We start from the raw sequence: 13,177 nt of genomic DNA, 5'->3' as shown, positions 1-13,177 counted from the left end.
TGAGTAATTTCCTTTTCTAAAATAATTGTATCAATGGCTATTATTTTTTTGGCTTCTTTTTTGTATCGTTAATAGGTTGTATGCTGTCGAATATGACATTCTCCATGTCAATACCTATTTTTAGATACTTAAGATTATTGGGCGATACGCCTTTTAATGTTAGCGTGACGTTTGTCCATGCTCCCGGTAAGAGTTCGATTGTCGAGTCCATTTTCGTGTTGAGCAGGAGTTGTTTCCAGCGAGGCAGATCTTTTGCCTCGGAAGGTTTTTTCGTACCCCATGTCATATTAAACGCAAGGTTTGATACCGGAATGCTGAGTAAGTTAACTAAATCAAGATGAATAACACTTCCATTATCTATTGGCTCAATAGATAGAATACGCCCGGCTAATCCGATATTGCCGTTGTTAATAATAAAATAGTGCGTTTGTGATGGGTCCAGTTCTGTATAGTCGAATAGCCGTTGTTTGCGTTCAACGCGGCCAACGACTTCGGTGACCTTTTTGGTTGTGTTGATAATCGTAGCTTGTTGTTTTTCTAACAGATTTATCTTTGCTTCTTGTTATTTTTGTTGTTTTTCTAACAGGTTTATCTTTGTTTCTTGTTCTTTTTGTTGTTCTTTCATTTCTTCAACAAGGTGTTTATCTGCGAAGTAATCACAACCAGATAAAAAGAATGTGAATCCCAACGCAAGCAGGGGGATAAATTTTCCATTTTTGTGCATATGAAATATCCTTGTTAATAATTTATATAATATAAATAGTTAACCTGTTATTTATACAACTAGCTCATCATTCAGCGAGTATTGCCAATAACTCATTAACGTATGGTTAGAATGAAAACATTCGTCGCTTCTATAGAAGCGCGCAAAAACCCGACGTTATTTATCAATTGCTCATAGCAATGCTTTATAAAAATATAATTATAATGTTTATGTATGGGGATTTTTTTCAGGGATGATAATGTTATTTAATTTTGCGGGTCAATCATATTCTGCGGGGTATAAGAAAAGGGGATGAAAAAAATTCATTGTATAAATACAAACAGGCATGATAGTGGAATTTTTCATCCTGAAAAAGCAGGGACTACCGTTAAAAATGAACTTGTATATAAGCGGTGTAAATACTTCCATGAAAAATTCGGAATATAGCCCGATGCTCTCAAGACACCCTCCGTACAACGGGTGTCCTGAGAGCCTGGGATGCGGAAGGTTTAGAACTCGCTCTTCGCGAAGCCTGTCATCTCTTTGAGCCCCATTTCCCGGCCCAGCGCCGTCATCGGGTGGACCACGATCAGGCCGCGTACGCTTTTTTTGAGTTTGCCCATATCGGCCTGCTCTTTTTTAGTGATCGCGCGGCGAAACGGCAGGTTCATCAGCTTCTGCGCTTCTTTACTCAGTTTCTGGCTGTGTACTTCGCGCAGACGGATAATTTCTGCTTCCAGCGTCTCTTTTTCTTTTTCCAGCTCCGCGTATTTATCGGCGGATTCAACCAGAGAGAGACCTGCCTGCTGGTGGCGAATAGCGTCAAGACGATCGCTCAGGCGTTTAATTTCGTTTTTTTCGACTTCTTTCATGGGATAGCTTCTGATAGAAATGGGATAGATATCCTATAGTATGCGCGCAGTGAGTGATTCTTCACAACTCATGACGTAAAGATAATCAATTACGGTAAGTATTACATCGCTAATTATTTATTTATCTCATTGATAATAAAGTATTTTTTTCGAAAGAAAAGATGAAGCGCCTTTTTGCCGACAAGAAAAGCGATTAAGCACATTTTCCTCAATGACAACGCTAAATTGATCCTAAACTCAAATAAGCGACCGCGGGAGTCAGACGCGGGTCCCACATGGAGGATCTATCATGGCAAAAATAGGTGAGAACGTACCACTTCTTATTGATAAAGCCGTCGATTTTATGGCGTCCAGCCAGGCGTTCCGTGAATACCTGAATAAAACGCCGCCGCGTGATTATGTTCCTTCCGAGGTGCCGTCGGAGAGCGCGCCCATTTATTTGCAGCGTCTGGAATATTACCGGCGGCTGTACCGACCAAAAGAAGAAGAAAGAGGTTAACGGCGGGATTTACTTTTGAAAGGCCTTTTTTAAGCTGATTTTAGAAATCAGCTCGGTCAGAGAGAGGACCATCGTCGAACGCACCGCCTGCTGGTAGCGCTGAATTTGCATGGCGTATAGCGCCGCGTCGGACGTATCAAAATGCGGCGGCGGCGGTAGCGCCATGACGCAGTGCAGTTCGCCAAACGGCCCGAGGATTTCATCGTCGGTAAAGGCGTACTCATTGCCATCGTGATTCAGCTCTTCGCGCAGCGCCATTAACAGCTCCGCATCTTCATATTCGGTGCGGCTGAGTACGCCCAGGCCATAGATAAGTTTCAGACGTACCGAAAGATCGCCCAGCGGCCCGTCGCCGTCCAGCAACGGTTCCACAGCGTATTTCACGGCATAGTCGTCTTTGCGAAACACCTGGAGCACCAGAATGTTCACCGCCTCGGTCAATAACTCGACGGCGGTAATCAGGAAGCTCCGTACGGTTTTGCCAGCATTCAGACGCTCAAGCACACGATTTTCAAAGGCCTGGGTTTGTTCCATTATTGCCTGCATATCTGACAATCTGTTATTTGGGCGCAGGCTAACCTGCGCCGGATTCTGCGTCATTTGGTCGCGTTATATGCGTTAACCGCCTCCGCCACCACATCGCTATTGGCATCCAGCCCGGAAATTTGCGCCAGCGCGGCCTGCGGGCCTTCTTCGGTAATCAGAGCCGCTAACTCCTGCGCCTGCGGATCTTCATCACTACGGAAATGCATCGCCGCCGCGATCCCTTTGACCAGATTCACATGCGGCAGACCATATTCCAGGGTGCCAAGCAGCGGTTTGATCAGACGGTCGCCCGCGCTGAGTTTGCGTAGCGGCTGACGACCTACGCGTTCGACGTCATCTTTCAGATACGGGTTTTCAAAACGACCGAGGATTTTCTGAATGTATGCCGCATGTTTGTCGGCATCAAAACCGTAGCGTTTGATCAGCACCGCGCCGCTTTCTTCCATCGCGCCTTTCACCACCGCACGAATACTCTCATCGAGAATAGCGTCGCGAATGGTCTGATGACCGGCTAATTTGCCGAGGTACGCGGTTATAGCATGACCTGTGTTCAGCGTGAAGAGTTTACGTTCGACAAATGCCATCAGGTTATCCGTTAACTCCATCCCCGGGATGTTTGGCAACGCGCCTTTAAACTGGGTTTTATCGACGATCCACTCGCTGAAGGTTTCTACCGTCACTTCCAGCGGATCGTTGGTCGCAGAAGCAGATGGCGGCACAATACGGTCAACGGCGGAATCGACAAAACCGACGTGCTGTTCAACCCAGGCTTTATCGCCATCCGCCAGCGCGTTCATTACGTGGCCTTTCAGCTGCGTGGTGCCGCGCACCATATTTTCACAGGCGATGATATTCAGCGGGGCATCCACGCCCTGCGCCTTACGTTTTACCAGCCCTTTAGCGATGGCCGGAGCGATACGCTCAAGCACAACCGGACCCACGGCAGTAGTGATTAAATCAACGTGGGCAATCAGGTCGACAACATCATCGCCGATGCTGCTGACAGCGTTGACGCCGGAAACCGTATCAACCTGCTCATTTTCACCCACAACATGAACCTGATAGCTATGACGGGCATTCAGGGCATCGAGTACGACCTGGTTTACATCCGCAAACGTCAGTTGTATCCCCGCGTCAGCCAGCAGTTTGCCGATAAAGCCACGACCGATATTACCTGCGCCAAAATGTAATGCTTTCATAGTATTAACCTTCATTAATGTTTTTACCCGAGAGGGCTGGGGTGAGGGACTGCATAGATTTCCCCTCAACCTAACCCTCTCCACAAGGGAGAGGATATCGCCTTCATATTTCGAACTGCAGATGCGTTGGCTCTCCTCGCTCACCCCAGTCACGTACTTATGTACGCTCCTGGGGATTCACTGCGTTGCCGCCTTCCTGCAGCTCGAACTATTTTGGGGATACTTAACTGTTAAGCTTTTTTACCTGCCAGCAGTTCCAGCACTTCATCTACGCTGGTGGTATGGGCCAGACGTTCGATCACGGATTCATCATCCAGCGCGTTGGTCAGGCTGGTGATGACCTGGATGTGCTCATTGTTACGTGCGGCGATACCAATGACCAGACGGGCAATATCGTCTTCTTCTTCACCGAAGCGTACGCCTTCCGGATACTGGCAGAACACCACGCCGGTTTTCAGCACGCGGTCTTTAGCTTCTACTGTACCGTGAGGTACTGCGATGGATTCACCGAGGTAAGTCGGCGTCAGCTTTTCGCGGTCCAGCATCGCCTCGACGTATTCCGGCTCAACATAGCCGCCTTTCACCAGTTGTTCACCGGCAAAGCGAATCGCCTCTTCTTTGTTAGCGGCTTTACGGCCCAGGAAGATATTCTCCGCACCCAGTTTGAACAGGTTGTTATCACCTTCCTCAAAGCTGTCTTTCAGATGGTCGCGTACTTTCTCTTCATTAGTATTGTGGCGCTGTGCAGCAACCAGACGTTCGGTCAGGCTGGTGTACAGGCCGCTATCCAGGAAGTTGGTCAGCGAAATATGCTGCGCCTGCGGTACCTGACGCATCGCGCGCTCGGTAAGGTCACGGTGAGTAATGACCAGATCCACATCCGGCGGCAGATTGTTAATGGCGCTGTTGGTGACGGAGATCTGGCTCAGGCCCGCATCCTGTACTTTCTTACGCAGTACCCCTGCGCCCATCGCGCTGGAACCCATACCGGCATCGCAAGCCACGATGATTTTACGCACATGGCTCAGGTCGTTGGTCACGTCGCCAGCCGCCAGCGGAGAGGCGCCTTTAGATTCCGCTTTCATGTCCTGCATACGACGGGTGGCCGCTTCAATGTCATCTTCTTCTTTCACTTTGCTGGTTTTCAGCAGAATTGCAGAAACCACGAAGGAGACCGCCATTGCCGCCACGATGGCAGCGATGTTAGCGAAGTAAGCGCCTTTTGGCGTCATCGCCAGTACGGCCAGAATGGAGCCAGGAGACGCCGGAGAGACCAGACCGCCGTTCAGGATGGTCAGGGTGAATACGCCAGTCATACCGCCAAGGATAACGGCCAGGATCAGACGTGGGTTCATCAGCACGTACGGGAAGTAGATCTCATGGATACCGCCCAGGAAGTGGATAATTGCCGCGCCGCCCGCAGACTGTTTAGCGCTGCCGCGACCGAAGAACATGTACGCCAGCAGGACGCCCATCCCTGGACCCGGGTTAGCTTCAATCAGGAAGAAGATGGATTTACCCATCTCATGGGACTGCTGGATACCCAGCGGTGAGAAGATGCCGTGGTTAATCGCGTTATTGAGGAACAGGATTTTCGCCGGTTCAACAAAAATGGACGCCAGCGGCAGCATATCGTGCGCCACCATGAAGTTAACGCCCGCCGCCAGAATTTTGGACAGGACTTCAACCGCCGGACCAATACCGAGGAACGCCAGGATGGCGAGGATCATACCGATGATGCCAGCGGAGAAGTTGTTCACCAGCATCTCAAAACCGGATTTGATCTTACCGTCTACCCAACTGTCGAATTTCTTAATGCAGTAGCCGCCTAATGGACCGGCGATCATCGAGCCGAGGAACATCGGCATATCCGCGCCGACAATAACGCCCATGGTAGTGATAGCGCCCACTACGCCGCCGCGTTCGCCGCCAACCAGACGACCGCCGGTATAACCGATGAGCAGCGGCAGCAGGTAGGTGATCATCGGACCAACCAGTTTCGCCAGCGTTTCGTTAGGCAACCACCCTGTTGGAATAAATAATGCGGTGATAATACCCCACGCGATAAACGCGCCGATATTAGGCATCACCATATTGCTGAGGAATCGACCAAAGCTTTGCACTTTGATCTTAATATCGGATGACATAAAAACACCCCTTCTTATGTTGCTGTCGCGCAGGCTGAAAGCCCGAGGTTTGTTAATGTAGCGGCAGAGGTAGCCGGACCCTGTAGTGTAGATACTGCGCAATCTGGCACTGAATCGTTCAACTGTCCAGTCGACGGTCTTTTATGTGATATTCGTCACGTAAATATAGGGTGTATGGCGTTAGTTAATGTGATTTTAATCACAAAATAACGGTACAAAAAAACATCACAGTGCAATAATTCGCTGCAAATGAGGATTAAATGTGAACTGATTCACATTTTTGGTTTTGCTGTTTGTTGAATTTTTGTGATGTGGATCGCAAATTATTTTCATCTGGATTTGAGCAGATGTGATCTGCGGCAGGTTCTACCCCCGACATTTTTTATTGCAAAACAAAGCAACTTCTCACCAGAAAAAATATTTATTTTGTGGTATGGCGAAAACCCCAAACTGCAGTTATGTTCAAAACATCAGCCAGGGTGCATACGGCTGCCGGCATAAAAAACTCTAATTAGTGTGAATTCGAGGCAGGCATGTTTCTAAATTATTTCGCATTGGGCGTGCTGATCTTCGTTTTTCTGGTTCTGTTTTACGGAATCATCGCCATTCACGATATTCCCTATAACATGGCTAAAAAACGTAACCATCCCCATGCCGATGCCATCCATACTGCGGGATGGGTGAGCCTGTTTACTCTTCATGTTATTTGGCCGTTCCTGTGGATCTGGGCCACGCTCTACCAGCCTGAAAAGGGATGGGGAATGCAGTCACACATCACACCGACCGGAAAGGAGTCAGACCCTGAGATTGCCGCGCTGGCAGCGCGAATCTCCCAGTTGGAAAAAAGACTGGATGGGGAGAAAAAAAACGATAACTCCACCTTTCCGGAGATTTAATCATGGATTTGTTGATAGTCCTGACCTATGTGGCCTTTGCCTGGGCCATTTTTAAAATATTCCGTATTCCGGTAAACCAATGGACGCTTGCTACCGCTGCATTAGGTGGGGTGTTCATTGTTGCGGGATTGATTTTATTAATGAACTATAACCACCCGTATACTTTTACGGCGCAAAAAGCGGTTATTTCAATTCCGGTCACTCCGCAAGTCACAGGAATTGTTAGTGAGGTAACAGATAAAAATAATCAGCTAATTAAAAAAGGTGATGTGCTGTTTAAGCTCGATCCGGTACGGTATCAGGCGCGTGTCGACAGGCTGCAGGCTGATCTGGTTACCGCTACGCACAACATCGACAACCTGAAAGCACAGTTGTCGGAAGCGGTCGCCAATACCACCCGTGTATCTGCTGAACGTGACCGTCTGTATAAAGATTATCAACGCTATTTGAAAGGCAGTCAGGCGAAGGTTAACCCGTTCTCTGAAAGCGATATCGATAACGCTCGGCAAAACTATCTGGCACAGGATGCGCTGGTCAAAGGCTCGGTTGCAGAACAGACGCAGATTCAGAGCCAATTAGACAGTATGGTCAACGGTGAGCAATCTCAGGTTGCGTCCCTACGTGCCCAGCTTGCCGAGGCTAAATACAATCTTGAACAGACGGTAGTTCGTGCCCCCAGCAACGGTTATGCCACGCAGATTTTAATTCGTCCGGGGACTTACGCAGCAGCATTACCTTTGCGTCCGGTAATGGTGTTTATTCCTGAACAAAAACGGCAAATCGTGGCGCAATTCCGCCAGAACTCGCTGTTGCGCCTTAAACCAGGCGATGAAGCGGAAGTGGTGTTTAACGCGCTGCCTGGTCAGATTTTCACCGGCAAGCTGACCAGTATTCTTCCTGTCGTTCCGGGTGGTTCTTATCAGGCGCAGGGCGCATTACAGTCCTTAACGGTGGTGCCGGGTACCGATGGTGTGCTGGCCACGATTGAGCTGGATCCGAATGCCGATGTGGATGCGCTGCCGGACGGTATCTATGCCCAGGTCGCAGTCTATTCCGACCATTTCGCCCACGTGTCGGTAATGCGTAAAGTACTGCTGCGCATGACCAGTTGGATGCATTACCTTTATTTGGATCATTGAGACCGTCATCACCTGCCATTTTCAGTGACCTGAGCCATACTAAGCGGTGCCCCACTATCATTGGGCACCGCTTTTTTGTTGGCAAAAAGGACCCGGCATGAAACTCATTGGCAGCTATACCAGCCCTTTTGTGCGTAAAATTTCGATTCTGTTACTGGAAAAGGGCATCACCTTCGAATTTGTGAATGAACTTCCCTACAACGCGGATAGCGGGGTGGCGCGCTATAACCCGTTAGGTAAAGTACCCGCGTTGGTCACCGATGCGGGCGAGTATTGGTTCGATTCGCCGATCATCGCGGAATATATTGAACTGCTGGATATCGCGCCAGCGATGCTCCCGCGTGACCCGATGGCAGCGCTTAAAGTTCGCCAGCTTGAAGCGTTGGCTGACGGCATTATGGATGCAGCGTTGGTTTCTGTACGCGAACAGGCGCGTCCGGCGGCGCAACAATCGGAAACGGAACTGCTGCGCCAGCGGGAAAAAATCAACCGCAGCCTGGATATGCTCGAAAGTTATCTGAGCGACGGGACGCTAAAAACGGATACGGTCAATCTGGCGACTATCGCGATTGCCTGTGCGGTAGGCTATCTCAACTTCCGCCGGGTCGCGCCTGGCTGGTGTGTTAGCCGCCCCCACCTGGTCAAACTGGTCGAAACGCTTTTTCAACGCGAAAGCTTTGCCCGCACCGAAGCGCCAAAGGCTTGACGCGCATTATGTCCGCCTGAGCAAACTCACGTTACAATCCCCCTTATGTCGATATCCCTCTCCCGCCAGGAGAGGGCCACCAACAGCCAGGCATTTTCATGACAAGCGAAACGCGTACACTCTACAGCCAGCTTCCTGCTATCGATCGTTTATTGCACGATAGCGCCTTTCTTTCTCTGCGCGATCGGTATGGCCATACCCAGGTGGTTGATCTGCTTAGGCGGATGCTTGACGACGCGCGCGACGTCATCCGGAATACGCAAACGCTTCCCGACTGGTACGCAGACTGGGCGCAAGAGGCGAAACTCCGGCTGGAAAATGCGGCGCAAAGCGCGCTGCGCCCGGTGATTAACCTGACGGGGACGGTGTTGCACACCAATCTTGGCCGCGCATTGCAGGCGCAAGAAGCGATTGAGGCGGTAACGCAGGCGATGCGCGCGCCGGTGACGCTGGAATACGATTTGGATGGCGCCGGGCGGGGGCATCGCGACCGGGCATTGGCGACGCTGTTATGCCGTATCACCGGGGCGGAGGACGCCTGTATCGTCAATAACAATGCGGCGGCGGTATTGCTGATGCTGGCAGCGACCGCCAGCGGCAAAGAGGTGGTGGTTTCGCGTGGCGAGCTGGTCGAAATCGGCGGCGCGTTTCGTATTCCGGATGTTATGCGCCAGGCGGGCTGTACGCTGCATGAAGTAGGCACCACCAACCGGACGCACGCGAAAGATTACCGTCAGGCGGTAAATGAAAATACCGGGCTGTTGATGAAGGTGCATACCAGTAATTACAGCATTGAGGGCTTTACCAAAACGGTAGAGGAAGCGGAACTGGCGGAAATCGGGCGAGAGCTGGATATTCCGGTGGTGGCGGATCTGGGCAGCGGTTCGCTGGTGGATTTAAGTCAATATGGCTTACCCAAAGAGCCGATGCCGCAGCAGCTCATTGCCGCAGGCGTCAGCCTGGTAAGCTTCTCCGGCGATAAGTTGCTGGGCGGGCCGCAGGCCGGGATCATCGTCGGCAAAAAAGCGATGATTGCCCAACTGCAAAGCCATCCGCTGAAACGCGCCCTGCGTGCGGATAAAATGACGCTGGCGGCGCTGGAGGCAACGTTACGTCTGTATCTGCACCCGGAAGCGTTGGCGGAGAAATTACCCACGCTGCGTCTGTTAACCCGCAGCGAAGCGTCGATTCGCGAACAAGCGCAGCGGTTACAGGCGCGGCTGGCGGCACGTTACGGCGATGAATTTGCGCTGGAGGTTAAACCCTGCCTGTCGCAAATCGGCAGCGGTTCATTACCGGTAGACCGCCTTCCCAGCGCCGCCATGACCTTTACCCCGCACGACGGGCGCGGTAGTCGGCTGGAGGCGCTGGCGGCCCGCTGGCGCATGCTGCCTGTACCGGTCATTGGCCGAATTTATGATGGCCGTTTATGGCTGGATATGCGCTGTCTTGAAGACGAAAGCCGGTTTATGGAGATGATGCTGAAATGATTATTGCAACTGCCGGACACGTAGACCACGGTAAAACGACGTTGCTCCAGGCGATTACCGGGGTCAATGCCGATCGCCTGCCGGAAGAGAAAAAACGCGGGATGACTATCGATCTGGGCTACGCCTATTGGCCGCAGCCGGATGGTCGTGTGCTGGGCTTTATCGATGTGCCTGGGCATGAAAAATTCCTCTCTAACATGCTGGCGGGCGTAGGCGGTATCGATCACGCTTTGCTGGTGGTCGCCTGTGATGACGGCGTCATGGCGCAAACGCGCGAGCATTTACAGATCCTACAACTGACGGGTAATCTCCAGCTCACCGTCGCGCTGACCAAAGCCGATCGCGTGGACGAGGCGCGTATCGGTGAAGTACGTGAAGAGGTACTGGCGGCGCTCGACAACTATGGCTTCGCCGATACCGTTTTATTTGTCACCGCCGCCAATGAAGGACGCGGTATTGCAGAACTTCGCGCTCATTTACAGCAGCTTCCTGCACGTTCGCACGCCGCGCAGCATCGCTTCCGCCTGGCTATCGACCGTGCGTTTACGGTGAAAGGGGCGGGACTGGTGGTGACCGGAACGGCGCTGAGCGGAGAGGTAAACGTGGGCGATACGCTATGGTTGACCGGCGTTAATACGCCGATGCGCGTACGAAGTCTACACGCGCAAAATCAGCCCACTGACCATGCGTATGCCGGGCAACGTATTGCGCTCAATATTGCGGGCGATGCGGAGAAGGAGCAGCTTAACCGCGGCGACTGGCTGCTTTCCGATGCGCCGGTGGGGGAGGCTTTTTCCCGGGTGATCGTTTCTCTGGCGCTTCATGCGCCGCTTTCCCAATGGCAACCGCTACATATTCACCATGCTGCCAGCCATGTGACCGGTCGCGTCTCTTTGCTGGAAGGCGGGCTGGCCGAGCTGATCTTTGATACGCCGTTGTGGCTGGCCGATAATGACAGACTGGTGCTGCGTGATATTTCCGCACGTGCCACCCTTGCCGGCGCACGCGTGGTGACGCTTAAGGCGCCGCGTCGCGGTAAACGTAAGCCAGATTATTTGCACTGGCTTTCAACGCTTGCCGCCGCGCAGGACGATAGCGCGGCGTTGGCCATTCATCTGGAACGCGGCGCCGTCAACCTGCCGGATTTCGGTTGGGCGCGTCAGCTTAATCCTCTCGGTATGCGTCAGCTTATTGAGCAACATGGTTTTATCCAGGCCGGAGACAATCTGTTAAGCGCGCCCGTCGCCGCCCGCTGGCAGCGTAAGATTCTTGATACGCTGGCGACCTACCACGAACAGCACCGCGATGAACCGGGGCCGGGACGCGAGCGTTTACGCCGCATGGCCCTGCCGATGGAGGATGAAGCGCTGGTTCTGATGCTGATCGAGCGGATGCGCGACGACGGCCTGATTCATAGCCATCACGGTTGGTTGCATCTGCCGGATCATAAAGCGGGATTTAGCGATGAGCAGCAGGCCGTCTGGCAAAAAGTTGAACCGCTATTTGGCGATGAGCCCTGGTGGGTACGCGATCTGGCGAAAGAGACCGGAACGGAAGAACAATTTATGCGGCTGGTGCTGCGGCAGGCGGCGCAGCAAGGCATCATTACCGCGATCGTAAAAGATCGGTACTATCGTAACGATCGGATTGTCGCTTTCGCCAATATGGTCCGCGAGCTGGATCAAGAGAGAGGATCAACGTGTGCGGCGGATTTTCGCGACAGGCTGAATGTAGGGCGGAAACTGGCCATTCAGATCCTTGAATATTTTGACCGGATTGGATTTACACGACGTCGTGGGAATGATCATTTATTACGTGATGCGTTATTATTTCCGCAAAAAGAATGAAATGGTTAAATTAAATAACAAATGAAGCAATACAATTATTGCGTTGCTTTTTATTTTTCTGGCTTCTTAAAATAGCCAGCGTGAACCTGTTATCAGAATAATTTTGCCCGTATTCTTTGCGCCTTATTCAGGCGACTCACGATGAGATTGTGGAACTTTATCGCACGGCGATGTAACGCCTTTGCCCGGTGGCGCGGACGCTTACCGGGCCTGCGTAGACGATGCAGGCCGGATAAGGCGTAACTCGTTAGCTTCGGGCGAGCTTTTGCTGCGCCAGCCAGACGGCGCCCAGCCTGCCCGCCTGATTTCCCAGTTGGCAGGGCTGAATCGGCACCTGGAGCGCCTCCCACATTTCAAACGTTTCAAGATGCCGCGTCAGGAGCGGGTAGAGCTTTTCCTGTTCGCTTATTCCTCCGCCGATCAGCATCACGCCCGGATCAAACATAGAGATCACGCTGTAAACGCCGCGTGACAGATAACGCGCCCAGTCATTGACCGCTTCACGCAGATGAACATCGGTCGCCATTCGTTCGAAGATCACATCCGCAGGCGGCATCTCTTCGGCGGGCAGCGCCAGCGCCTGGCGGCACGACGCCATTAATCCGCTGGTTGACGCGATTTTATGCATACTTTCGCCATTGTTCCCGACCGGCATGACGCCGAATTCACCGGCATGGAAATGTGCGCCGCGATACAGTTCTCGTCCGACGATAATACCGCCGCCAATGCCGGTTCCAATGGTAATACAGACCAGATTGTCATAATGCTGCCCGGCACCTCGCCACATTTCGCCCAGCGCCGCACAGTTCGCGTCGTTCTCCACGACCAGCGGCAGATCGGTCAGCCCGCTGAACAACTCCATCAGGTTGACGTCATCCAGGTAAGCCAGCGCGCCCGCTTTTGCCGCATGACCGTTATGGGGATTAATATGGCCGGGGAAACTAACCCCGATTGCCGCAATGTCATAGTCCTGTTGGCAACGCGCCACCACATCCTGCCATTTGCGGGTAAACGTGGAGGCGTCCTCTGGCGTATCGAATTGATGATGGGTTAATTCTTCGCCGTCACTGTTAATCACGCCATATTTGACGTGAGTTCCTCCCACATCAATACCGATATATTGCTGCATAGTG

General features: G+C 52.0%; 11 protein-coding genes and 1 pseudogene. 6 read left to right on the top strand and 6 right to left on the bottom strand.

The genetic code is table 11. From position 1 onward, the window contains the following. Window positions 1-40 precede the first annotated feature (40 nt). Together ACH0VJ_RS13155 and ACH0VJ_RS13150 are read right to left on the bottom strand one after the other, a co-directional pair. A pseudogene (locus tag ACH0VJ_RS13155) lies at window positions 41-724 on the bottom strand (hypothetical protein). Window positions 725-1,212: 488 nt separating this feature from the next. Beyond that, on the bottom strand, window positions 1,213-1,575 hold the full coding sequence (locus tag ACH0VJ_RS13150; RefSeq protein WP_000665687.1) for a YibL family ribosome-associated protein: 363 nt from the start codon (window positions 1,573-1,575) through the stop codon (window positions 1,213-1,215). Window positions 1,576-1,864: 289 nt separating this feature from the next. Here ACH0VJ_RS13150 and ACH0VJ_RS13145 point away from each other — a divergent pair, with 289 nt between their 5' ends. Next, entirely contained in the window at window positions 1,865-2,074 is a 210-nt protein-coding gene (locus ACH0VJ_RS13145) for a hypothetical protein (protein ID WP_001062558.1), read from the top strand. Window positions 2,075-2,083: 9 nt separating this feature from the next. Here ACH0VJ_RS13145 and mtlR read toward each other — a convergent pair whose 3' ends face one another. The 3 genes from mtlR to mtlA all read right to left on the bottom strand — a co-directional run bounded on the left by mtlR (window position 2,084) and on the right by mtlA (window position 5,966). Continuing rightward, window positions 2,084-2,674: a mannitol operon repressor MtlR gene (mtlR, locus tag ACH0VJ_RS13140; RefSeq protein ID WP_000193201.1), complete on the bottom strand. Its 591-nt coding sequence runs from the start codon at window positions 2,672-2,674 to the stop codon at window positions 2,084-2,086. Next, entirely contained in the window at window positions 2,671-3,819 is a 1,149-nt protein-coding gene (gene mtlD / locus ACH0VJ_RS13135; protein ID WP_023196722.1) for a mannitol-1-phosphate 5-dehydrogenase, read from the bottom strand. Before mtlD ends, mtlR begins: the two co-directional genes overlap by 4 nt. Window positions 3,820-4,049: 230 nt before the next feature. Next, window positions 4,050-5,966, bottom strand: coding sequence for a PTS mannitol transporter subunit IICBA (mtlA, locus tag ACH0VJ_RS13130; RefSeq protein WP_000093290.1), 1,917 nt, complete (start codon window positions 5,964-5,966; stop codon window positions 4,050-4,052). Window positions 5,967-6,499: 533 nt separating this feature from the next. Here mtlA and ACH0VJ_RS13125 point away from each other — a divergent pair. The 5 genes from ACH0VJ_RS13125 (at window position 6,500) to selB (ending at window position 12,044) form a co-directional block, all read left to right on the top strand. Beyond that, a complete protein-coding gene (locus tag ACH0VJ_RS13125; protein WP_000479641.1) occupies window positions 6,500-6,862 on the top strand; it encodes a DUF3302 domain-containing protein in 363 nt (120 codons plus the stop codon). Between the two features lie 2 nt (window positions 6,863-6,864). Then, a complete protein-coding gene (locus ACH0VJ_RS13120; protein ID WP_000364909.1) occupies window positions 6,865-8,001 on the top strand; it encodes an HlyD family secretion protein in 1,137 nt (378 codons plus the stop codon). 97 nt (window positions 8,002-8,098) lie between these two features. After that, a complete protein-coding gene (locus ACH0VJ_RS13115) occupies window positions 8,099-8,707 on the top strand; it encodes a glutathione S-transferase (RefSeq protein ID WP_000766677.1) in 609 nt (202 codons plus the stop codon). A 98-nt stretch (window positions 8,708-8,805) separates the two neighbouring features. Then, window positions 8,806-10,197 carry an L-seryl-tRNA(Sec) selenium transferase gene (gene selA, locus ACH0VJ_RS13110; RefSeq protein ID WP_000200187.1) on the top strand — a complete coding sequence of 464 codons (1,392 nt, stop codon included), beginning with the start codon at window positions 8,806-8,808 and terminating at the stop codon, window positions 10,195-10,197. Beyond that, on the top strand, window positions 10,194-12,044 hold the full coding sequence (selB, locus tag ACH0VJ_RS13105; protein ID WP_000582393.1) for a selenocysteine-specific translation elongation factor: 1,851 nt from the start codon (window positions 10,194-10,196) through the stop codon (window positions 12,042-12,044). Before selA ends, selB begins: the two co-directional genes overlap by 4 nt. Before the next feature lie 247 nt (window positions 12,045-12,291). On the opposite strand, the gene ACH0VJ_RS13100 is transcribed toward selB, so the two are convergent. Further along, on the bottom strand, window positions 12,292-13,173 hold the full coding sequence (locus tag ACH0VJ_RS13100) for an ROK family protein (protein WP_001188268.1): 882 nt from the start codon (window positions 13,171-13,173) through the stop codon (window positions 12,292-12,294). Window positions 13,174-13,177: the final 4 nt, after the last annotated feature.

Origin of the sequence: Salmonella sp. 2020_1459 (genome assembly GCF_043847915.1) — a bacterium.
Lineage (GTDB): Bacteria > Pseudomonadota > Gammaproteobacteria > Enterobacterales > Enterobacteriaceae > Salmonella > Salmonella enterica.
The sequence above is the reverse complement of the archived record's forward strand: the minus strand, read 5'-3'. Positions and strand labels throughout refer to the sequence as shown.

What these genes read in the sequence shown, in the direction of transcription:
- ACH0VJ_RS13150 (WP_000665687.1), bottom strand. Translation starts at nt 1,575, where the DNA reads ATGAAAGAAGTCGAAAAAAACGAAATTAAACGCCTGAGCGATCGTCTT.
- ACH0VJ_RS13145 (WP_001062558.1), top strand. Translation starts at nt 1,865, where the DNA reads ATGGCAAAAATAGGTGAGAACGTACCACTTCTTATTGATAAAGCCGTC.
- mtlR (WP_000193201.1), bottom strand. Translation starts at nt 2,674, where the DNA reads ATGACGCAGAATCCGGCGCAGGTTAGCCTGCGCCCAAATAACAGATTG.
- mtlD (WP_023196722.1), bottom strand. Translation starts at nt 3,819, where the DNA reads ATGAAAGCATTACATTTTGGCGCAGGTAATATCGGTCGTGGCTTTATC.
- mtlA (WP_000093290.1), bottom strand. Translation starts at nt 5,966, where the DNA reads ATGTCATCCGATATTAAGATCAAAGTGCAAAGCTTTGGTCGATTCCTC.
- ACH0VJ_RS13125 (WP_000479641.1), top strand. Translation starts at nt 6,500, where the DNA reads ATGTTTCTAAATTATTTCGCATTGGGCGTGCTGATCTTCGTTTTTCTG.
- ACH0VJ_RS13120 (WP_000364909.1), top strand. Translation starts at nt 6,865, where the DNA reads ATGGATTTGTTGATAGTCCTGACCTATGTGGCCTTTGCCTGGGCCATT.
- ACH0VJ_RS13115 (WP_000766677.1), top strand. Translation starts at nt 8,099, where the DNA reads ATGAAACTCATTGGCAGCTATACCAGCCCTTTTGTGCGTAAAATTTCG.
- selA (WP_000200187.1), top strand. Translation starts at nt 8,806, where the DNA reads ATGACAAGCGAAACGCGTACACTCTACAGCCAGCTTCCTGCTATCGAT.
- selB (WP_000582393.1), top strand. Translation starts at nt 10,194, where the DNA reads ATGATTATTGCAACTGCCGGACACGTAGACCACGGTAAAACGACGTTG.
- ACH0VJ_RS13100 (WP_001188268.1), bottom strand. Translation starts at nt 13,173, where the DNA reads ATGCAGCAATATATCGGTATTGATGTGGGAGGAACTCACGTCAAATAT.